Here is a 19610-nt window from a genome sequence, read left to right as displayed (position 1 = left end):
AGCGCCTGCGCCTTTGGATACCGGGGCCGGGCTCGCATTATCTTAACGGTAGTCTGACCCCGGTTTTCCCATGACCCCGGTTTTCCCAGTTTTCCGGTTTTCCTCTCGCAAGCCCCGAACGGACCGGCTAGGCACTCAGGCGTGCCGTCACTTCATTCAATTGCCCGGACAACCCGTGAAGGTTGTGGCTTGCCGCCTCTGTGCGCTGCACATTGTCCAGGTTGGTACTGGCAATCGAGGTGATTTCGGTGAGGTTGCGCGAGATATCTTCGGCCACAGAGGTTTGCTCTTCGGCGGCGGTAGCAATCTGACGGTTCATGTCGCGAATGGCTTCCACCGCATGGGTGATGCGCTCCAGCATGACACCGGCCTGATTCACTTGCGCGACACTTTCTTCACTGCGCGTCTGGCCGCTTTCAATCGCCTTTGCCGCGTCTTCCGCGCCGGTTTGCACGGTTTGGATGATCTGATTGATCTCGATGATCGATGTCGCCGTACGCTGAGCCAGGCTGCGCACTTCGTCTGCGACTACCGCAAAACCGCGTCCGGCGTCACCTGCACGGGCCGCTTCGATCGCCGCGTTCAGTACCAGCAAGTTAGTCTGCTCGGCGATGCCGCGAATGACCTCCAGCACCTTGCTGATGCGACCACTGTCGGTTTCCAGACGACGAATCACGGTGGCGGTGTTGACGATCTCGCCACGCATCCGGGTGATGGTGTGAATGGTGTTGCTCATGACTTTTTCGCCCTGCTGCGCCGACTGGTCGGCATCATCGGCCGCCCGTGCGGCATCGGCCGCATGACGTGCCACTTCCTGGGCGGTGGCGGACATTTCGTTCATCGCCGTCGCCACTTGATCGGTACGGTTGAACTGCTCGTTGGTGCCGCTGGCGATGAGGCCGGCGATGGCGCTCAACTCGCCACTGGCGCTGTCCAGGTCATTGGCGCTGCGCTGCAGGCGGCTGAAGGTTTCGGCAAGAAAATCGCGCAGGGTGTTGGCGGCCATGGCCAGTTTGCCTAACTCGTCTTTACGGGCGCTGGCCACGCGTTCGGCAAATTTGCCTCGGCTCAACTGCTCCACGTAGTCGATCAGCTTGCGGATGGGGTCAACCAGGTTGCGATTGATCAACCAAAGGCTCAACAGGCCGATCAACAGCCCCGAGGCGAGCATCACGGTAGTCCCCACCATCACCGTGCGATCGGCTGCTGCGCTGATCAGCGCCGATTGCTCGGTGCCCTGCTTACGCAGTTCGCTGACCAGTTCGCTCATCTGATCGCTGGTGGCGCGGTCCACACCTTTGACAGCGGCGTCGCCTGCGGTCGGGTCCGCCCCGGCGGCGATATAGGCATCGCGACCTTTTTGGTAGGCGCTGCCCAACTGACGGTGTTCGTCACGCAGGCGTTCGATGCGGGTCTTGAGTTGGCCGTCCAGGCCTTTCTGGCCGGCCAGCTCGCCGAGGATCCCCTGTACGTCGCGCTGGCGGTCTTCGAATTGCTTCCAGTATTTGTCCAGGTCTGCCGGCTGCTTGCCCCGCAGCAATACGTTTTTCCACTCCTGAACCTGCACCTTGAATTGCAGTTGGCCTCATCGATCAATTGCGAAGTGTGCAGCGGACCTTCGATCAGGTTCGCGTAGTTTTGCACGCCGTTGGACAGAAAATGAAAGCAGGCCAGGGCAATCAGCAATATCGCCAGCAGGCTGGCGCTCAGCAGCGTGAGGATTTGAGCTCTCAGGGATTTTTGCAGCATGGGTTGATACTCATGACAGGATTGAGGTGCGCCGGATTGGGCGTGAAAGACGTCCAAACTTCCCTGTCTGCGGTATCGGTTGGCGGCTGTGGCCGCGCAAGCTATTAGCCTTGTCATCGGCGTGGTAGAGCGGTTCTTGAGGGGAGTTGGACCGGCGGCGTTAGGAATTTTTGTTGTGTTTCCCCTGGAGATATCCTGTTGTTTGGAGTTGAGATGAAGGGCGGCTTTCGGCCAAAAGCAGTCGTTCACGGGAGGCGGCTCTCGACCCACAGCAGTAATCTCGCATTGATTTAAAGCAATGCCTCCTGCCCATCCTAAAATCGTGATGGCAGTTCATTTCCGGCCTGGGCATCCGAAAAGACCTCATCTGGATCTGCCTGACACCAATATCTGAAAAGTAGGCGAGGCTCGATATTTCCGAAATATTGATCCACGATGCTCTCGGGGCGCACGACCAATTTAGGTTCTGGCCATTGCTGGGCTAAAACACCTAATGGTTTGCCAGATGAATAAACAACCCAAGTGGCCTTGCCTCCACTGATACGAGGTAGGTAGTCCATATCTTGTATCACTTCGATCAAGGTGCGCAGTGTTGCTGATTGATCGAATGTGATCGATATTGCATGACTTTCCAGATCATCTCCCGCATGAACGCTATCTCGATCAACGGCAACTACCAACATGACTGCTCCTTTTAGTGGTGTGCTTTCACCAGATCGATCAGCGTAGAGACATCAGCGGCTAACTGTCGAGTGCGCTTCTAGCCGAAACCTGCCGTACCAGGCTACCGCTTTCGGCAAGAAGTGGCCATTCTCCTCAAAATCGGCGGCATCTCGATCTACGCTAAACAAGGCAATAATGCCGTCGTACTTATTAAGCCGCGATCGGCAACAATTCATTTTTTTGCGCCAGCGATCTTGATAAACGCTCTAGCCATCGATGTTCTTCAGTGCCTGAACTAACTAAAAATCATGCTTTTCATCAAATAGTTTGCTCATAAAGCTTTCAGGGTTAGCAAAGTAACTTTTCATAATTAGGTAGTTTTCAGTTTCTGAATATTCCTTCTCTACCAATCCACTATTGGTAAACTCCCAAATTCTGGCGCCCGGGTAAGCAATTAAAATTGGTGAGTGAGTTGCAATTATGAACTGCGAATTTTGTTTTGCGAGTTCCGCTATACGTACCAGCAGAGATAATTGGCGTTGGGGAGATAGCGCAGATTCAGGCTCGTCTAGTAAATACAATCCGTTTCCTCCGAATCGATGTAAAATCAGATCCATAAAAGCCTCCCCATGAGACCTCGTATGAAGATCGTTTCCCCCGTATGAGTCCTTAATAGCTGGCCCGCCAGGTCCGCAATCCAACTTATTCATCTCTGTAATTACATTATAAAAACTTTCTGCGCGATAAAAATAGCCATCTCGAGGTCGCTTTGCTGTGCGTGACAAGCGCAATGCCTTGGACAGTAGGGATTTTTCATCGCTGGAAGAAAACTTGAAATTCTTACTGCCTCCCTCATGATTAAAGCCACATGAAACTGCAATAGCCTCTAAGAGGGTTGACTTACCGCTACCGTTTTCTCCAACGAAAAAATTTATCACGGGATGAAGCTCGATTTTGCTAATTGATTGAATTGAAGGCAAATAGAAGGGGAAATTATTCTCTTCTCTATAGTTCTCTAAGATTTCAATTCTCTTAATGTAAGGCATTAACTTCCTGGCTTTATTTATCTTATTTGATGGTTATAGTTATATGTGTGATACTTAGGGTAATTATAAATAGTCTTTCTGTAGTTTGGCTCTTTTTTATAAGCACTAGATATGTCCGACATAAAAATAAACCATTCTTGGCTCGCGCCGCAGTTGCGGCGCTGTTTCGGCCAAACTTCTAATTTGCAATTTATCGTCTATTGACGGCGTTTGCTCAACGGTCTCCGTATATTTTATTCAATTTCAGATTATGGTTCTTATTGCAGAGTTCGGCTTTAGCGATCCAATCATTGATGCTCCAGTTTTACGCTGCGTTCGGGGAAATTATCGAGTCAGGTGGGCACCAATGCGTTCGGCTAGCATGATAGTAGTAAGATTTGTCGCCACCGATGGGATATCCGGGATGATAGAGGCATCCACAACACGCAGTGCCGCGATACCTCGCACCGCGCCCCAATTGTTGACTACGGCGGCCTTGTCACCGTCCGCGCCCATCGGCACGCTCGACGTGGGGTGCTGATAGCCGGCGACATTGTTTACGATGTTTTGTCGCAAAGCCTTGCCTTCAAGTACGCTGCTACCCGGTGTCATTTCATGGTCAACCAAGTCAGCAAACGGTGCACTGCGGCCAATCTTGCGAGACAGTTCTACAGCTTCGACCATGCGATCCAAGTCATTTTCCTGTTCAAAAAAGTTGTACCGAATGTTCGGCGCAACTCGGGGGTCACGGCTGGTCAAGCGTACGCTACCGTTGGATTTAGGTAATGTGACGGCGCATGCCAGCACTATCGCACCGCCGGTAGGGCTTGCCTTTGGGTCGATCAGGTGTGTACCGGAGATATGTAAGTCCAGATCGTCCGGTGCGGCGTGTTGCGAACGAGTCCAGGCGATGGCGCCGCCGGCTGGGGTCATAGCAATTGCGGAGGTCTTCAGCGCGTAGACGTTGAAGAAAAACGGATGTTCTTGCAACCGTTCACCTACCGGTAGATCAGCGACGGTGGCGATTCCCATCTCGCGAAGATGGCCTTGTGGGCCGATACCGGAGCGTAGCAGGATAGCGGGGCTGCCTATGGCACCGGCCGACAAGATTACTTCGCCGGCTGGAACTATCTCGCCGTCTACTAGCAATACACCTATGGCGCGTTCTCGTTCTATCAGGACGCGGTCGGCTTCAGCGTGGCCGCGGATAGTGAGGTTGGCGCGAGCCCGCACGTCTGCACTCAGGTAAGCCATGCCGGTATTGATTCGGGTGCCGTTGATGACATTCAACGGGTAGGGACCTACGCCGTGCTGGCGCGCGCCGTTGAAGTCATCCACGAGCGGCAGTCCAACTGACTCGGCAGCCGCCACGAAAGCACGCATTGAGATAGTATTCTGCGCAGCAGTGCGCTGACGCACTGGAAATGGGCCGGTACGGCCATGCCATGCATCTTCGCCAGTTGGCGTGTTTTCCATCGTTCGGTAGGCGGACAGCACTTCCGGCCAAGCCCAACCTTCGATTCCGCGTCCGGCCCAGCGCGCAAAGTCGGCAGGACGCGCACGCATCGCCACAGCAGCATTGACCGCGGAGCTACCACCGATCACTCGGCCGCGTGGGATGGCTATGTCGTGACCTATCCGAGCTGAGTCGTCACTATGGTAATGCCAGTCGTATTCGGGAGAGGCGGCAACTAGGTCGGCGTTCGTCAGCACTGCTGGATACCGGTCGGGCGCAAAGTCGGGACCTGCGTCGAGCAGCAGCACACTGCGCAGCGGGTCGGCACTGAGACGTGCTGCAAGGACGGCACCGGCAGATCCACCACCGACGATCACCACGTCAAACTGCTTGCCAGTCCGAGGGGTCTCTTTAGTTTTACTGGAGCTGCGCGTTGCACTAGAGGCAAATGTAGCAGCGCCTGCCGTCATTGCAACCAGCACTGCCTGTGCTCCCAAAGCTATCGCGCCGCGTCGTGTGATTGTCAAAGTCATAGATTCCAGATCAGGTATCGTTAGTGCCGTCGAGGATGAGAGGCAAGAAACCATGGTAGGAACGCGTACCTGACCCAGCAAGACGGGGTTTCTGGAATCTGTGTCCGGTGGAATGGACGTCGAGAACTCCCCCTATCTTCGGCGCCTACCCGCTCGGTAGTGCCGCCGTAGTTGCTGTATTCGGTAAAAAAATGTGCTGTATTCACGGAGAAGCCGCTGCAACGATTTGCCCAGCGTATTAAGGATGGCTTTACAGCTAGAGGATCTTGGGAAACTCCGAAGCCAAGTGATCCAAGAAAACACGTACTGACGGCAGTAATCCTTTGCGGGAAGGTACCAGTGCAGTGATCCTGGCATCGCCAGCTATCCATTCGGGCAGAACTCGATGAAGCTCACCACGCGCAACGGCCGCCCGCGCGATGTAACTCGGCAGGGCCACAATCCCAAGCCCGCTGATAGCTGCATGTTGCAGGCTGAGCATGTCCTCGCTTTGCAGCCGCGGCATGATGGGCACAGCAATTTCTTCGATCGATAAAGTGACATGGCGCAACCGCCAGTTCATGGGGGCATTAGCTCGCGCAAAGAAAATCGAGGCGTGGCTGCTTAGCTCCGCTGGCGTGGCCGGTGCGCCATGTTCGGCCAGATAGCTTGATCCGGCGAACAGAAACCAGGGAGCGACCCCGAGCATGCGCTGGACAAGATCGGAGTCCGGCAATGGAGCCTCATGCGCCCGGATGGCGACGTCGTAATTTTCGCCAACAATATCGATGGTTCGATCGGCTGCATGAGCGACCATATTGATCTTGGGATAGACACGAAGGAAGTCAGCGATCATGCCCGCCATGGCGAAATTCATGGTCGCGACTCCAGCGGTACACCGGATGGTCCCGACGGGCTCCAACAACCGCTGACGCACTGACATTTCTGCCATCTCCGCTTCTCGCAGCGCGGCCAACGCGTGCTGGTAAAACTCTTCTCCTGCCTCGGTCATACCGAAGCGACGCGACGTTCGGCTGAGCAAACGCACACCTAATTCGCCCTCCAATTGTTGCATGCGGTGGCTAAGCGTTGACTTGGGCATACCGGTACTTGCAACTGCGGCAGTAAACCCACCGCGATCGACCACATTGACAAAAATAAACAGATCGTTCAGGTCCAGCCGATTCACGTATGGCCCAATCATAGGAAGGCAATTTTTAATCTTGAAGAGTTCCAAGGGTACCGTCTAGAACTATGTGGTTATTTGGCAATGTTTCGCTGGGAAGGAGCGTCCAATGAGCGGGAAGTTGAATCTGGCCAAACCGGCTTGTTGGGGGGAGGCCCAATACCTAACATCCGGTGAATAGCCAAACCCCGGAGCAGAGAATGAAATCAATAAATGGCAAAGTCGTCCTCGTTACTGGTGCCTCATCGGGATTGGGGCGCGAGTTAGTGCATCAACTGCTGGAAAAAGGTGCGCTAGTCGCAGCCACCTTTCGCAAGCAAGAAGAAGTGGATTTCTATAACGGTAAACATGCTGCGCAGGGCATGGGCGTTTTGGTAGACGTGACAGACGATGTGGCGGTCAAAACGGGTGTGGCCCAGGTGCTGGATCACTTTGGACGTATCGACATTGTCGCCAACTGTGCGGGTGCTGGCACAGTGGGTGCAGTTGAAGAAATGACGGATCGAGAAGCGCGGCGTGTATTCGATCTGAATTTCTTTGGCGGCCTGAACATCATTCGCGCTGTAACCCCTGCGATGCGCAAGCAGCGCAGCGGGCACATCATTCAATTCTCCGCAATCGGTGGCTTCATTGGCTACCCGGGCATGGGCGTGTACTCGGCCGCTAAGGGCGCTACTGACATCCTGGGGGAAGCACTGGCAGGTGAACTTGCACCCTTTAACATCGCCACGACTGTGTTGACCATCGGTGTATTCGAGACCCAATTTGCGGGTCGCTCACTGGCTTACGTCGAGCAAAAAATCGATGACTATGAAGGCACACCCGTCGGTAAGTTCCGTGTAGCTATAGGTGGTCTGCAAGGTAAGCAGCCGAATGTTCCAGGAAAAGGGGCTTTGGCGATTATCAACCTGATGGAGGCGGATCATCCACCCGTACACGCGGCCTTGGGTGCCGATGCGATGGGCGGAATGCGTGCAAAAATGGCCAAAGTCGAGCAGGAACTTGTCCAGTGGCAGGGCAACGCAACCTCTACAGAACGCAGCATCAACGGAATCTGATCATGCGAATGACCAACAAAGTTGTACTGATTACCGGCGCATCGCGCGGGCTCGGATTATCCCTGGCACGTCGTTTTGCCAGAGAGGGGGCTTCCGTTGCGTTGACGTACAACACTGACGCTGCCGCAGCCGACCGAAATGTCGAGGCTCTCGTTGCTGAGGGCGCTCAAGCAATGGCCATCGGGGGAGACATCAGCGACCCGGACGCTGTCAAAGCCATATTCGCAGCAGTGCTGGCTCGATTTGGGCGCATCGATATTGTCGTGGCCAATGCCGGGCGGGAGCTTATCGACACACCGATCACGGAAATCGATAACGCGATGTTCGAGGCTGTCACCAAAACCAATGTGTTTGGCACCTTCTATACGCTTCGCGAAAGTGCGCGCCATGTTACCGATGGTGGACGCATCATCGTGATTTCGTCCACTACGACGATCGTACCGAACGCAGGCTTCACCGCGTATGCCGGAAGCAAAGCCGCCGGCCGGCTTTACGTTGAATGTCTCGCGCAGGAAATGGGCAAGCGTAACGTCACGGTGAACGGTGTGGTACCGGGGCCGCTACGTGACGCCGGTGTCATCGCAAACCTTCAGGAAAATGACTATCAGGCATTGGCACAGTTGTCGCCATTTGCGCGCTTGGGCTCTGTCGCCGATGTCGAAGGCGCCGTGCTTTTCCTGGCAAGTGACGATGCAGCTTGGATTTCCGGTCATCACCTGGTTGTCAACGGCGCCGCCAAAGTATAGGGCAGACCCACATGACCAGGCGGTGGGGCAGTCCTCATCGTTCGGCCACGGTTCGACGTCCGTTTTTTTGTTCTTTTCAAATTGATTACCCCCTTTAAAGCCACTTAAATCAAGGTCCCATCATGTCGCCTAAAAAGATTGCCGTCATTGTCGGCAGCCTGCGCAAAGAGTCGTTGAACCGCCTATTTGCTCAAGAAGTAATCGCGCTTGCGCCACCGAGCCTTTTATTAGAAATAGTCGAGATCAATGAACTGAATCTGTTTAACCAAGACTTGGAAGAAAACGGTAAGAGTGCCCCTGAAGCCTGGACTCGTTTTCGCCAAAATATGGCGTCGAAAGATGGAGTACTGTTTTTCACTCCCGAATACAACAGGTCAGTTCCTGGTGTATTGAAGAACGCCATTGATATTGGTTCTCGCCCTTACGGCGAGTCTGTGTGGGCAGGCAAACCCGCAGCTATCGTAAGCGTATCGCCCGGTGCCAGCGGCGGCTTCGGTGCTAACCATCATTTACGTCAGTCTATGGTATTTCTGGACATGCCACTTTTGCAGCAGCCGGAAGCGTATATCGGTGGGGCGACAAGGCTACTGGGGCCAGGCGGAAATTTGAATGACGACGGAACTACTCAGTTCTTGAAAAAATTCATTGACGCCTTTGCTGCATGGGTCGAAATCAATACCGCCAAGTCAACGGGTTTAATCTAGGGTGCTAGAAACTCTCTGCTTTGGCTGATCTAAGGCGTTGTATGAGTCGTCTCAGGTTTCACGTACGGCCTTAGTGTCCGCTAATGGCCGGGAGCTGCGGTACGCAACTGAAAGCTTCCGGCCCAAAAAAGCGGCTCCGAATCGCCGAATGAAGGCTAAGAAACCTGATCACCTATCACTATGATGGGTGCTCCGAAGGTTACATCAGATAGCCGAGTAGCCTCAGCTAATGCCCGTAAAGGGGCAGGCAAATCGAAAAGTGTCAGTGGATTCAGTGGGCGGCATTGCAGCTCATACCCCCTCAAGGCCTGGCGTGAATCGCGATGAACGTCTGACCAGTCGTACGCGAAGAACCCACGTTTGGCAAATTCAACGAAAGCGTTTACGCCAGCCCTGGCAGTGACCCGATCTACATCGGACACCTCCGGCAATGAAAGGACAAATTCTTCGGAGTTTTCGACGGAGGGCATTGCGGAATCAGGAACCGGCCCTGGCCCCCCCGTAGTGAAGAGCGCAACCTGCCCGACGGCGTCGGTGGCGACCCATCCAACATCAAAGTCCTGGAGAACGAAGGGAGCCACCATTTGCACCTACTTTATAAAAAGGGACGAGTTGATTTCCTAACTCTACTTGCCAGCCCAGAGTGTGTAAAAGCGCGTCGGCAAACTCTTAAAGCGGGAAGAAATTCGACGAGTTCATTGCCCCAGCTTTAAACATCCGGTTCTGGCCGATTACTGCCCGCTACGACAGGCAGAAATCGGCCAATAGCGGAAAGTTGGTGACTAGAAAAGTCGAAAGCGGAACGAGCCATCGAGACTGCGGCGACTACGCCCTATCTATTCGCCCGGAGTAGCAACCCTGCTTGGCATTGTGAACGTGAATGTAACTAACCCCTGGATCAGCAAACATCCGAGTAACAACAGGTTCTATCGCTATTCCATCTACGACGTCGGCATTGAGCATCATCCCATCATCAGTGAATGCACGAAGTGATAGCAGACGGATTCGCATAGACTCGGGTATCTGATCGACTGCGTCATAAGCTTGCGTAGCCCACTCCCTTATGAAGATCGCATGTGAGGCACGGTATGGCGTCTCGGCTGGCTGAGAGAGATGGTTGAGTAAAAGCACACTCTGACCTAGCTCTGCATCCTTTATTTCGATACGGTCAGGAAAGCCTGGGTTGCTGTCGACCATGTAACGCTTTATCCCGAGAGATGCTAGCTCTTGGTCGGGCAATCCAAACAGTGACTGGAATGGCTCGGGGGAAAGGCCAGTTATACGAAACGCCATGGTTAAACTCCTATTAGTTGGAGTCGTATCAGGCTGGAATTCGTCCAGCACTTACTATCCGTTTCTTGCTGCCTTATTCAAGCTGACCGAGACCGACTGCTTAGGGTCGGAAGCAGTCAGTCGCATGTACCAAATACTTGGGCCAATTCACCCTAAAGAGTTCAATGCCGACTCCCTCAATACCGTGCGACGCCTTTATGGCTTCATTGCGCCGACTCACAGGCCTTCAACGGCTCCTTCGGGTGCAATGCACAGATGTCGAAACCGTCACGCCGGGTATAGCCCGCACGCTTCATACATACAAATCGCTGGGCCATCTCTTGGAAGCTGGCATTAGGATCGATGCCGGAGCCATTTTTCTCACCGCAAGCTAGCATGGACGCCAAGACATCATTCCTGCTCGCTCCCGGCTTCTCCCATAAGTCAGCATCAGCCGTAGGGGGCTGAAAAGGCTCGCTGAAACATGCGGTGACGAGGGGGCAAATCAACAGCGCAAATGCCACATTTTTGAGCCACATGATCAATCTCCTTATTTTCTGGTGCTGACGGGCATCAGCGCGGGCTCGCCTTCCGGCTAATAATCTTGCACAGGCTCGTGTATCACTTTCATAACAGCTGTGCATAGTCGTGACACCGATGAAGATGTTACCCGACTCCTTTAACAAGCTACTGCCCTCAGGTAGCACGCTGAATCGTCCAAAATTTCGTAGGGACGACTGACCGCTTTTGGCCGGTTAGCGACGGCCTGACTTCGACCGTCGCTATGCATGATCAAACCTCAGTCTGTTCCGCCATCTCCAGGGCGTCATCGACCTCAATACCCAGATATCGAACAGTGCTCTCCAGCTTCGTATGGCCGAGCAGCAACTGAACCGCCCGTAGGTTCTTCGTTCTGCGATAGATTAGTGATGCCTTCGTACGTCTCATTGTGTGAGTGCCATACATGGCTGGATCAAGGCCTACGGCTTTCACCCAGCCTTTGACGATACGAGCGTATTGACGAGTGGATAGATGGTCTGAGGTATGTAGCCGGCTAGGAAAAAGGCAGTCCTCGCTGCGAAGTTGTGCCTGATGTATCCAGGCCACGAGAGCTGACCGTGTTTGCTCAGTGATCTCAAACTGCACTGGTCGCTGCGTTTTCTGCTGCATCACCATGGCTCGTGATGATACGTGCTCGCCATGGGCGACATCACGCACGCGGAGCTTGGTTAAGTCGCAGGCTCGAAGCTTACTGTCGATGGCCAGATCGAAGAGAGCCAGATCCCGGGTTCTTTTCGCAATTTGAAGCCTTACTCGGATGGCCCAGATATCTCTCAGTCGGAGTGGGGCTTTCTGCCCGACTAGTTTTCCTTTGTTCCAGGGCTGACGGCCGCAGGTAGCGATGATGTTCATGACAAGTCCTCCACGTGTGGAAAGACAAGGATGGCTAATCAGAGCGACGGTCGCTAACCGGCCAATAGCAGACAGATCGTTCTACAGCCTCGGCGCTTTGTATCAGCCAGCAGAGCACTAGCGCAGAGAGGAAAAATACTGAGTAGGCGGTTTACCCAGTGCTTTCTTGAACATAGTGATGAATGCATTAACAGAGTCATATCCCAGGATGCCCGCCACACGTTGCACGGATACCCCCTCCGCCAAATGACTCAGTGCGATCATCAAATGCAATTGTTGACGCCAGCGTCCGAAGCTCAGCCCGGTCGTGCTTTCTACAAGCCTGGCCAGCGTTCGTTCACTGGTTGCAAGCCGAGTGGCCCACTCGCGCAACGTGGTTCGGTCGCCTGGATCTGAGAAGAGCGTATCCGCGATTTGTTTGATCTTGGGGTGGTCTGATATCGGCAAATGCAGCTCTTTCAGCGGGGCATCGGAAAGCTGCTCAAGCAGCACTGCAACCAGCCGAGCTGTCTTGCCCTCGGAATGGTAAGCAGGTTCCTGTTCAGCGAGATGCAGGACCATCTCCCGAACAAGGGGCGTAATGGCAACCGTGCAGCATTCTTCAGGCATGGCTGCCGCACCGGGCTCAACGAACAGAAAGCAGGTCCGGGCGTTTTCGGTCACTCGGCAACTGTGCGGCGTGCCGCCCGGGATCCATACGGCGTGCTGGGGAGGGACAAGCCAGAGTGCATTTTGCACCTCACAGCTCACTGCGCCATGCAAAGACAGGATGAGCTGGCCTTTGCGATGATCATGCGGACGGGCACCCGAATCATTGAGGTCAGGCGCAACCTTGAGGGCAATCGCTGCCTGGGCGAAAAGGTCTGAATCGAAATCTTCCGGCGAGGAAACGACATTTTTTGAGCTTGGCATAATTTAGATATCAGGTGTCTTGATATCTATATTAGCCGGTTCTGAAGTTCTCTACAGTTGTCTTCTTTTAAGAGGACAGATAAAGAATATGTCAGATACAAAAAACAAGTGGCATGCCATCGCGCTCGTCGCAGGCATTCTGCTTATCGCCGTGAACCTGCGCGTTCCCTTTACCAGCATCGCGCCCGTTTTGCCGCTGATCCAGAATGATTTTGGCTTGAGCGCCTCAGCTCTAGGCCTGCTTACTTCACTGCCATTACTTGCCTTTGCAGCCTTCTCCCCGCTCAGCGCATCGGTCGCCCGCAGGTTCGGCATCGAGCGCACGCTTTTCGGTGCACTGTTGGTCATTTCAGCGGGCATCCTGCTCCGCTCCGCAGGCAGCGCATGGGTGTTGTACGCCGGTACGATATTGATAGGCACTGGGATCGCCCTGGGCAACGTGCTGCTGCCCGGCCTGATCAAACGCGACTTCTCGACAAAAATGGCGTCCATGACCGGCGCTTATTCCATCACCATGGGTGCAGCGGGCGCTGTCGGTTCAGCCGTAATAGTTCCGCTGACCCAATCATGGGGATGGCCGATTGCCCTGAGTTTGTTGGTCGCAGCCCCGTTGTTGGCGCTGGTGGTGTGGCTGCCGCAGTTGAAAAAACACGAACACGTAAATCTGTCAGGTCCGAAACAAGCGCCAACCGTGGCCGTCTGGCGTTCGCCGCTGGCATGGCAGGTCACACTGTTCATGGGGCTGAACGCGATGCCTTTTTATGTCGCCGTCGGCTGGCTGCCGACCATTCTGATGGACCATGGCATATCCCCGGAGCAAGCAGGCACGGTACACGGCACGCTTCAACTGACGACGGCCATTCCCGGCTTGATTCTGGCGGCCACGCTTCGTCGTCTCAAAGACCAGAAACTGGCAGCCGCTACCGTCAGCCTGTTAACCGCCTCATCCCTGATCGGGCTCATTTACGCGCCAGACTACGCCATGTTGTGGGCCGCGGTCCTGGGCTTCGGCTCTGGTGCCAGCATGATGCTCGGCCTGACCTTCATCGGCTTGCGCACAAAAAATGCCGGTGACACGGCGGCACTTTCAGGAATGGCGCAGTGCGTCGGCTACCTGATGGCAGCCGCAGGCCCCTTGCTGCTGGGCCAACTGCACGACTGGACCGGTGGCTGGACAGGACCGCTGCTGATCACAGCCGCAATCTCCGTAGCCGGAGCATTCACCGGCATGCTGGCCGGGCGCAACGTTCAACTTGAATCTGCTGAATCATCGTCGCGAACAAGCCCAGCAATCCAGTCAGCGAATGCGCTCACAGCTGGCGATAAAAAGCGCTGATGCGGGTATAGCAGGTGAACAGGAACCGATGCGGGCTGCCAGTCAGCAAGCACTTCGACCAGTCGCCCTTCTCGCAGATGCTCGCTGACCACGTTCTCAGCGAGCTGCACCAGCCCGAAGCCTTCAAGGCACATTTTGATGTAAAGCCCAGTCTCGTTGACGGCCGCTGTGCCGTTCACCGGGACTGAGATTTTTTCGGTACCACGGGCAAAGCGCATTTCACCTGCTTGCCTTGCGCGGCCCGAGAAGTAATGGATGGCCCGGTGGTGAGACAAATCTTGCGGATTTTGCGGAGTGCCGTTCTCTTCGAGATAGGCGGCAGACGCACAGGTTACCCAGCGAAACCGACCGAGTGGGCGCGCAACGAGCGTTGAGTCATCGAGCTCGCCTGTACGAATAACGCAATCGACACCCTCTTGAACCAGATCAACCTGCCGATCGTTGACGCCTATCATCAGGTAGATATCCGGGTAGCGCCTGTAGAAGTCTTGCAGGTTTGGCATGACGATGAAGTGTGCAATGCCACCCGGCATATCGACACGCAAACGCCCCTGTGGCCGTTTTACGGAATCCGTCAGGCTGGTCTCTGTGTGTTCGATCAGCTCCAATATTTCCCGGCATTGCGCCAGATATTGTGCGCCCTCAGAGGTCAGGCTGACCCGACGCGTTGTTCTGTTCAGCAGGCGTACCTGCAAGTACTTCTCAAGATTTTTAACGCTGCTGGTAACTGTGGAGGCCGGCAGAGAGAGCGTCTGCGCCGCCTGGATAAAGCTTCCTGCTTCAGCCACACGTACGAAAACCTGCATCGCTTGAATACGGTCCATGACTGTTAGCAGCCTCAAAGCAGTGATCGGGTAAAGTCGTTATTATTCGTAGATATTGAATAATAAAAACAGTTTAACCATCTTTTTCCCGCAGTATCGCATTGCGTACATTGCTTCCAACGAAATTTGAAGATGTGTACAGAAAATGGCTGAATATAACCGCAGCATTGTGCAGGCCCCGACCGCTCAGGCCGCCCGCACCCTTATCCGCGGCGCCACTGTGCTGAGCATGGACGGTGATATCGGCAATCTGGCGCGCGGCGATATCCTTATCGAAGGCAGCACCATCACGGCCATAGGTGAAAACATCGAGGCCGGCGACGCTATGGTTATCGAGGCATCCGGCATGATTGCCATGCCCGGCATGGTCGATACGCATCGTCACTCCTGGGAGGGCCAACTGCGTCGAATCAATCCGAATGCCGAAACCCTGGAAGACTACTGCAACGCAACGCACTTCTCGTTCGCCAAATACTATCGCCCGGCTGACATGTATATTGGCAATCTACTGACTGCATTGGGGTGCATCGATGCGGGCATCACGACCGTGGTCGATAACTCGCACAACAGCCGCACCGGCGCGCACTCCGACGCCGCGGTCGAGGCGCTGCTCGATGCTGGTATCCGGTCTGTACACGCCTCCGGTGCGCCAGTTTCTGGTGAGTGGGACAAAGCCCACTGGCCCGGCAACCTGGAGCGTCTCCAGGGGAAATACGTCAAGAACGGTGACAACCCGCTGCTCTCGCTGGCGGTAATGGCGCAGCTGGAGCCTGAGCTATGGGCTGAGGCCCGGCGCTTGGGGCTGCCTATCATTACCGAATTCTTCGGCGGGGACATGGCAGCTGAGTTGGAGGGTTTGCATCGCGAGGGTCTGCTGCGCCCCGATAACATCTTCAACCACTGCACAGCGCTGCCGGACGCCGGCTGGAAAATCATTCGCGAGGCTGGCGTGCGGGTCAACGTATGCCCGCGTTCAGATGCCCACTACGGCATTGAAGATGGAATGTTCGCCATGCAGTCGGCCCAGCGTCACGGCATCAGCCCGGGGCTGAGTGTCGATAACGAAACCTCCTATAGCGGTGACATGTTCATGGAGATGCGGGTGGCGTTCTACCTGCAACGCGTCATGGGCATGCACCAGCAGCGCTGCTGCGGCGCAGAGCATCATCCGGTGACCCTGTCGGCTCATGGCCTGCTCAAAGCCGCCACTCTTGACGGCGCCACCTGTGCAGGATTGCAGGACAAAGTCGGCACCCTGACCCCCGGCAAACAGGCCGACCTGATCCTTATCAATGCGCAGGACATCAACCTTTACCCGTCGGGTAACGCATTCGGCACCGTGGTACACGCGGCCGAACGCAGCAATGTCGACACGGTCATGATTGGCGGGCGCATCGTCAAGCGCGGCGGCAAGGTGCTGGGCGTGGACAGCGAAAGGCTGCGTGCAGCAATCGACGAATCCCGTGAGCATCTGTTTGCTGCCGCAGGCTACCAGCCGGATATTTTTGCCGAGACATTCATGCCGCTTGAGTCAGCCAAGTAAGGAGGCGCGAAATGAACGCAGCTTACTACCTGCTGGCCATCGCCGCGGGGCTTGGCATTACCCTGCAGACCACGCTGAATGGTCAACTCGCTAAAGGTGTGGGTGGAGATTCCGTAGCGGCGGCGCTGTTCTCATTTACTGCCGGAGCGGTGTGCCTGGGCGTCTTTTCATTGATGCGTGGCGGGATAGTGGCCTCACTGGCGGCTATACCTGCCCAGCCCTGGTGGAGCCTGCTGGGCGGTCTGCTGGGTGCCGGTGCCTTGCTTAGTTATGTGGTGCTTGCGCCAAAAATCGGCCTGTCAGCCCTGCTGGGCCTCGCTATCGCAGGTCAGATTATCTCCTCACTGGTTATCGATCATTTCGGATTGATGGGGGCATCGGAAAGGCCGGTGTCTCTCATCAAGTTGGCCGGGTCGATGGTGATGCTCGCAGGACTGGCCATCGCCCTGTTCGGTGACAGGTGGTCAGCGCTTTTCTCCAACTGACTGCCTTGTTTGCCCCATCCTGTTTCGTAGGACGCAACCATGTTTAAAACCCTAAGCGGCACCACCAGTCTTCTTGGCGAGTGCCCTGTCTGGTGTGAAAGAACGGAACGCCTGTTCTGGACCGATATCCCTGGTTGCGAACTGCTTGCTCTGGACCCCGTGAGCGGTGAAGTACAGCACTGGCGAGTGCCCGAGCCGCTGGGGTCGTTCGCCCTTACGACCAATACAGACGTATTGCTAATGGGATTGGCCTCCTGCCTAGGTTATTACAACCTGAGTACTCTTCGCTTCACCAAAATTACCATCACGCCTGGAGTACCCGGAACCCGGGTCAATGATGGCCGCTGCGACCGTATGGGCAACTTTGTGTTTAGCACTATGGATGCCGGTGAGGCGGTGCAAACTATAGGGCGATTTCACCGGTTCAATGCCGCGACGCTCAAGACTGAAACGCTGGACCTTCCCGAAGTGGCGATCCCGAACAGCATCTGTTTTAGCCCGGACGGTTCCACCATGTATTACGCGGACTCCCTGCAAGGATGCATTTTCTGCTGCGATTACCCGTCGCTAGAAAACCAGCGTGTATTCACTACAGTCAACGGTCCGGGTGCTCCAGACGGTTCTTGTATTGATGCGCAGGGCTTTCTCTGGAATGCGGAATGGGGCGGTAGCAGAGTCGTGCGTTACGCGACTGACGGCAAAGTTGACAGCGTGATCGACTCCCCGTGTATTCAGACCACTTGTCCGGTGTTAGCGGGACTTGGTTATGAAACGCTTTACTGCACCAGCGCACGGATAGGGCTGGATAAGCCGGCAGATTTCGATGGCACGCTGATAAAAGCCGAAGCCGTTTTAGCTGCCGGATCCCCTGAAGAGCGATTTACAGGACGACTGCACTGAATAGTAGGTTCTAGCCTGTCGCGCCGTTCTGAATGCCAACTTGGTAGACGCGTATGAATGACCGCTTCTGGCCGATTTATGCCTGTTGCGAAGGGCCGCTTTTGGCCGAAAGCTGCCGCATTTTGTGTCATTCGACCCAGCCATCAAAAGCAAATCGCCGCGTCGTCGTACGTGTGTACAACGACTCGGCGAGTAAAATGTCTTTCGAGTTGGGTGCTTGAAAATCAGCCAGCGCACGGCATTTCGCGGTCGAGCAATCGGGCAGTGAGCAGTACGCCCAGTTCGCTCAGTTGGTGGATTGCCAAGGCGATGTCGCGATGTTTGCCGTTGAGGTCTTCGGACAGGTCGAGCAGCAGGGTGCTGACGCTGGTGAAGGTTTCGTAGCTGTTGGTGATGAGGGTTTCGTTGGTGGCGTTGGGGGCGACGGTGAATAGCATGTTTGAATTCCTGAGTGTGGCTACCGTCCTTTAGCTACTAAACAGAAGGGTGGCAGCTGTGCGCAGGTTAGTAGACCGGGGAATCCAAACGAAAGCCGGCGCACCCGAAGGTGCCCTGCGCACAGCCACCATCAAGTACAGACAGGAATGTCTGATTGATGCAGCTCATGCACTTTTGTTTGGATAAACCTTCAGGCTACTAAACCCGATCGCCGAGACATTCAGCGACCGAGCTACCTTAATAACGGCCATCCCAGCGCACAAGCCGGCGGATTCTGACCCATGCGTAGGCAATGGAGCAAGGCGTCATAGGGGGTTGGGATTTTTCCTGCGGGCTTCGGGGCATCAGGTCAGGTGAGTGACGCGCCAGCCGCGCACGCCAGTCGCCCGCGTGTTGCAGGCGGCATTCTTCTTCGCAATCAAAGTGCACGCAGCGTTCCATCGGCAAGGGGGGATGCCAGCTTCGTGCAGCGCCCGGGCAGCAGCTCGCCGTGACGGTGCGCGGCGGCAGAGTTTCATGGAGATCGGATGCCGGCATTGGCCATCAGTGAGATGACTTTCCATCCTTTGGGAGCAGTTCTCTTGCCATCTCCATTGCCTGCTCACGTGAAGCAGCAAGAAGCAAAGGGTAGCCCCAGAACTTGGCAAACACGAGCGCAAATGCCTTGAACCCAAGGCGTTTTGCCGAGTTGGGTTCAATCATGATCATTGCCATAACCCACTTTCGCAATTCAACCTTGTGCTTTTTCATCCAGAGCGCGGTGCGTTTTTTTTCTTCCGGGGAGTGCTCATGGTCTTCGGTAGGTACGGTATCGGTCAAGAATACGAAGGGCTCTGCGCGCTGCAAATTGGCCTCTAATTCGGCGAGGTCCTTTTGGTGATCGTGTCCGGGTTCTTGCGTAAGGCTCATCCAGACAAAAGGGAAGTCAGAACTATTCACCGACATGGTCGTTTCCTTTGTGTTTAACACAACGCCAGGTGGCCACGATGGCGAACACGCCGGGCAACGTAATGAAGAACACGGCCGAAAAAGCAACGTGCCAACCGTCGCGCAACCCATCGGAGATTCCCCCGAGGGTATTCAGGCCGACAAGCAGGCTGCCAAGAACCAGAGCAACCCACTGAGCCTTACGGGTTCCTGTTAGTGCGAGAAGCACCGTGACGATCCAGGAACCATAGAATGCGGAAAACATCCACAGTATATCGGGCTCAAACGTAATCGCCGGTGTCGCTCCGGGCGCTCTCGCAAAATCGTTTACATAGAAAAATAACTGGAAGGTGACAAAAAGTACGGCACCAGCGGCCGTCGTCAACCAGAACAAGGCGACTTTGTTTGCGTTGTTCACCGCAGGCTCTTGGGGGAGGTGTAGCGTAGGCTTGAGGGGCATA

Annotated in this window: 19 protein-coding genes and 1 pseudogene; 7 read left to right on the top strand and 13 right to left on the bottom strand. The window is 55.1% G+C overall.

Going from position 1 to position 19610, the window contains the following annotated elements:
- Positions 1 to 127: 127 nt before the first annotated feature.
- The 5 genes and pseudogenes from BFQ00_RS03280 to BFQ00_RS03270 form a co-directional block, all read right to left on the bottom strand.
- Positions 128 to 1749: pseudogene (locus tag BFQ00_RS03280) on the bottom strand (methyl-accepting chemotaxis protein).
- A 314-nt stretch (positions 1750 to 2063) separates the two neighbouring features.
- A complete protein-coding gene (locus BFQ00_RS27600) occupies positions 2064 to 2432 on the bottom strand; it encodes a hypothetical protein (protein WP_082463679.1) in 369 nt (122 codons plus the stop codon).
- A gap of 279 nt (positions 2433 to 2711) precedes the next feature.
- Positions 2712 to 3458: an AAA family ATPase gene (locus tag BFQ00_RS27595; protein ID WP_083203152.1), complete on the bottom strand. Its 747-nt coding sequence runs from the start codon at positions 3456 to 3458 to the stop codon at positions 2712 to 2714.
- A 324-nt stretch (positions 3459 to 3782) separates the two neighbouring features.
- Entirely contained in the window at positions 3783 to 5426 is a 1644-nt protein-coding gene (locus tag BFQ00_RS03275) for a GMC family oxidoreductase (protein WP_065883894.1), read from the bottom strand.
- Positions 5427 to 5682: 256 nt separating this feature from the next.
- Entirely contained in the window at positions 5683 to 6642 is a 960-nt protein-coding gene (locus BFQ00_RS03270; RefSeq protein ID WP_234010441.1) for a LysR substrate-binding domain-containing protein, read from the bottom strand.
- Between the two features lie 149 nt (positions 6643 to 6791).
- On the opposite strand from BFQ00_RS03270, the gene BFQ00_RS03265 reads away from it, so the two are divergent.
- From BFQ00_RS03265 to BFQ00_RS03255, 3 genes are all read left to right on the top strand, one after another.
- Positions 6792 to 7649, top strand: a complete 858-nt coding sequence (locus BFQ00_RS03265; protein WP_056861411.1) for an SDR family NAD(P)-dependent oxidoreductase — start codon at positions 6792 to 6794, stop codon at positions 7647 to 7649.
- A gap of 2 nt (positions 7650 to 7651) precedes the next feature.
- Positions 7652 to 8395 (top strand): SDR family NAD(P)-dependent oxidoreductase, encoded by a 744-nt coding sequence (locus tag BFQ00_RS03260; RefSeq protein ID WP_056861412.1) that lies wholly within the window; start codon positions 7652 to 7654, stop codon positions 8393 to 8395.
- A gap of 122 nt (positions 8396 to 8517) precedes the next feature.
- Positions 8518 to 9099 (top strand): NADPH-dependent FMN reductase, encoded by a 582-nt coding sequence (locus tag BFQ00_RS03255; protein WP_065883890.1) that lies wholly within the window; start codon positions 8518 to 8520, stop codon positions 9097 to 9099.
- Positions 9100 to 9924: 825 nt separating this feature from the next.
- Here BFQ00_RS03255 and BFQ00_RS03245 read toward each other — a convergent pair.
- The 4 genes from BFQ00_RS03245 to BFQ00_RS03230 all read right to left on the bottom strand — a co-directional run bounded on the left by BFQ00_RS03245 (position 9925) and on the right by BFQ00_RS03230 (position 12696).
- On the bottom strand, positions 9925 to 10296 hold the full coding sequence (locus tag BFQ00_RS03245) for a DUF1203 domain-containing protein (protein ID WP_225927072.1): 372 nt from the start codon (positions 10294 to 10296) through the stop codon (positions 9925 to 9927).
- 299 nt (positions 10297 to 10595) lie between these two features.
- Complete coding sequence (locus tag BFQ00_RS03240; protein ID WP_017530066.1) at positions 10596 to 10910, bottom strand: hypothetical protein; 315 nt, start codon at positions 10908 to 10910, stop codon at positions 10596 to 10598.
- Between the two features lie 253 nt (positions 10911 to 11163).
- Positions 11164 to 11784: a tyrosine-type recombinase/integrase gene (locus BFQ00_RS03235; protein ID WP_015371100.1), complete on the bottom strand. Its 621-nt coding sequence runs from the start codon at positions 11782 to 11784 to the stop codon at positions 11164 to 11166.
- A 117-nt stretch (positions 11785 to 11901) separates the two neighbouring features.
- A complete protein-coding gene (locus tag BFQ00_RS03230; protein WP_041931406.1) occupies positions 11902 to 12696 on the bottom strand; it encodes an AraC family transcriptional regulator in 795 nt (264 codons plus the stop codon).
- An 88-nt stretch (positions 12697 to 12784) separates the two neighbouring features.
- Between BFQ00_RS03230 and BFQ00_RS03225 the strand changes: the two genes are divergently transcribed.
- Complete coding sequence (locus BFQ00_RS03225) at positions 12785 to 14032, top strand: MFS transporter (protein WP_015371105.1); 1248 nt, start codon at positions 12785 to 12787, stop codon at positions 14030 to 14032.
- Here BFQ00_RS03225 and BFQ00_RS03220 read toward each other — a convergent pair.
- Positions 13945 to 14856 carry a LysR substrate-binding domain-containing protein gene (locus tag BFQ00_RS03220; RefSeq protein WP_015371104.1) on the bottom strand — a complete coding sequence of 304 codons (912 nt, stop codon included), beginning with the start codon at positions 14854 to 14856 and terminating at the stop codon, positions 13945 to 13947. The genes BFQ00_RS03225 and BFQ00_RS03220 overlap by 88 nt on opposite strands.
- A gap of 145 nt (positions 14857 to 15001) precedes the next feature.
- On the opposite strand from BFQ00_RS03220, the gene BFQ00_RS03215 reads away from it, so the two are divergent.
- From BFQ00_RS03215 to BFQ00_RS03205, 3 genes are read left to right on the top strand one after another with little or no spacing between them, the layout of a single operon-like run.
- Positions 15002 to 16399 (top strand): amidohydrolase family protein, encoded by a 1398-nt coding sequence (locus BFQ00_RS03215; protein ID WP_015371103.1) that lies wholly within the window; start codon positions 15002 to 15004, stop codon positions 16397 to 16399.
- An 11-nt stretch (positions 16400 to 16410) separates the two neighbouring features.
- Positions 16411 to 16884 carry a DMT family transporter gene (locus tag BFQ00_RS03210; protein ID WP_015371102.1) on the top strand — a complete coding sequence of 158 codons (474 nt, stop codon included), beginning with the start codon at positions 16411 to 16413 and terminating at the stop codon, positions 16882 to 16884.
- 39 nt (positions 16885 to 16923) lie between these two features.
- Positions 16924 to 17784 (top strand): SMP-30/gluconolactonase/LRE family protein, encoded by an 861-nt coding sequence (locus BFQ00_RS03205; protein WP_065932585.1) that lies wholly within the window; start codon positions 16924 to 16926, stop codon positions 17782 to 17784.
- A 224-nt stretch (positions 17785 to 18008) separates the two neighbouring features.
- Here the strand turns inward: BFQ00_RS03205 and BFQ00_RS03200 are convergent, their stop codons facing one another.
- From BFQ00_RS03200 to BFQ00_RS03190, 3 genes are all read right to left on the bottom strand, one after another.
- Positions 18009 to 18221 (bottom strand): DUF6124 family protein, encoded by a 213-nt coding sequence (locus BFQ00_RS03200; RefSeq protein ID WP_065932584.1) that lies wholly within the window; start codon positions 18219 to 18221, stop codon positions 18009 to 18011.
- Positions 18222 to 18765: 544 nt separating this feature from the next.
- Positions 18766 to 19167 carry a hypothetical protein gene (locus BFQ00_RS03195; protein ID WP_065932583.1) on the bottom strand — a complete coding sequence of 134 codons (402 nt, stop codon included), beginning with the start codon at positions 19165 to 19167 and terminating at the stop codon, positions 18766 to 18768.
- Entirely contained in the window at positions 19154 to 19567 is a 414-nt protein-coding gene (locus BFQ00_RS03190; RefSeq protein ID WP_242527106.1) for a hypothetical protein, read from the bottom strand. The genes BFQ00_RS03195 and BFQ00_RS03190 overlap by 14 nt, the downstream gene beginning before the upstream one ends.
- Positions 19568 to 19610: the final 43 nt, after the last annotated feature.

This window comes from Pseudomonas sp. 28 E 9, assembly GCF_900004785.1.
Taxonomy (GTDB): Bacteria; Pseudomonadota; Gammaproteobacteria; order Pseudomonadales; family Pseudomonadaceae; genus Aquipseudomonas; species Aquipseudomonas orientalis_A.
This window is presented reverse-complemented; position numbering and strand designations above follow the sequence as displayed.

Excerpts from the sequence above, each read along its gene's own strand:
- BFQ00_RS27600 (WP_082463679.1), bottom strand. The coding sequence starts at position 2,432 with ATGTTGGTAGTTGCCGTTGATCGAGATAGCGTTCATGCGGGAGATGAT.
- BFQ00_RS27595 (WP_083203152.1), bottom strand. The coding sequence starts at position 3,458 with ATGCCTTACATTAAGAGAATTGAAATCTTAGAGAACTATAGAGAAGAG.
- BFQ00_RS03275 (WP_065883894.1), bottom strand. The coding sequence starts at position 5,426 with ATGACTTTGACAATCACACGACGCGGCGCGATAGCTTTGGGAGCACAG.
- BFQ00_RS03265 (WP_056861411.1), top strand. The coding sequence starts at position 6,792 with ATGAAATCAATAAATGGCAAAGTCGTCCTCGTTACTGGTGCCTCATCG.
- BFQ00_RS03260 (WP_056861412.1), top strand. The coding sequence starts at position 7,652 with ATGCGAATGACCAACAAAGTTGTACTGATTACCGGCGCATCGCGCGGG.
- BFQ00_RS03255 (WP_065883890.1), top strand. The coding sequence starts at position 8,518 with ATGTCGCCTAAAAAGATTGCCGTCATTGTCGGCAGCCTGCGCAAAGAG.
- BFQ00_RS03245 (WP_225927072.1), bottom strand. The coding sequence starts at position 10,296 with ATGGTCGACAGCAACCCAGGCTTTCCTGACCGTATCGAAATAAAGGAT.
- BFQ00_RS03240 (WP_017530066.1), bottom strand. The coding sequence starts at position 10,910 with ATGTGGCTCAAAAATGTGGCATTTGCGCTGTTGATTTGCCCCCTCGTC.
- BFQ00_RS03235 (WP_015371100.1), bottom strand. The coding sequence starts at position 11,784 with ATGAACATCATCGCTACCTGCGGCCGTCAGCCCTGGAACAAAGGAAAA.
- BFQ00_RS03230 (WP_041931406.1), bottom strand. The coding sequence starts at position 12,696 with ATGCCAAGCTCAAAAAATGTCGTTTCCTCGCCGGAAGATTTCGATTCA.
- BFQ00_RS03225 (WP_015371105.1), top strand. The coding sequence starts at position 12,785 with ATGTCAGATACAAAAAACAAGTGGCATGCCATCGCGCTCGTCGCAGGC.
- BFQ00_RS03220 (WP_015371104.1), bottom strand. The coding sequence starts at position 14,856 with ATGGACCGTATTCAAGCGATGCAGGTTTTCGTACGTGTGGCTGAAGCA.
- BFQ00_RS03215 (WP_015371103.1), top strand. The coding sequence starts at position 15,002 with ATGGCTGAATATAACCGCAGCATTGTGCAGGCCCCGACCGCTCAGGCC.
- BFQ00_RS03210 (WP_015371102.1), top strand. The coding sequence starts at position 16,411 with ATGAACGCAGCTTACTACCTGCTGGCCATCGCCGCGGGGCTTGGCATT.
- BFQ00_RS03205 (WP_065932585.1), top strand. The coding sequence starts at position 16,924 with ATGTTTAAAACCCTAAGCGGCACCACCAGTCTTCTTGGCGAGTGCCCT.
- BFQ00_RS03200 (WP_065932584.1), bottom strand. The coding sequence starts at position 18,221 with ATGCTATTCACCGTCGCCCCCAACGCCACCAACGAAACCCTCATCACC.
- BFQ00_RS03195 (WP_065932583.1), bottom strand. The coding sequence starts at position 19,167 with ATGTCGGTGAATAGTTCTGACTTCCCTTTTGTCTGGATGAGCCTTACG.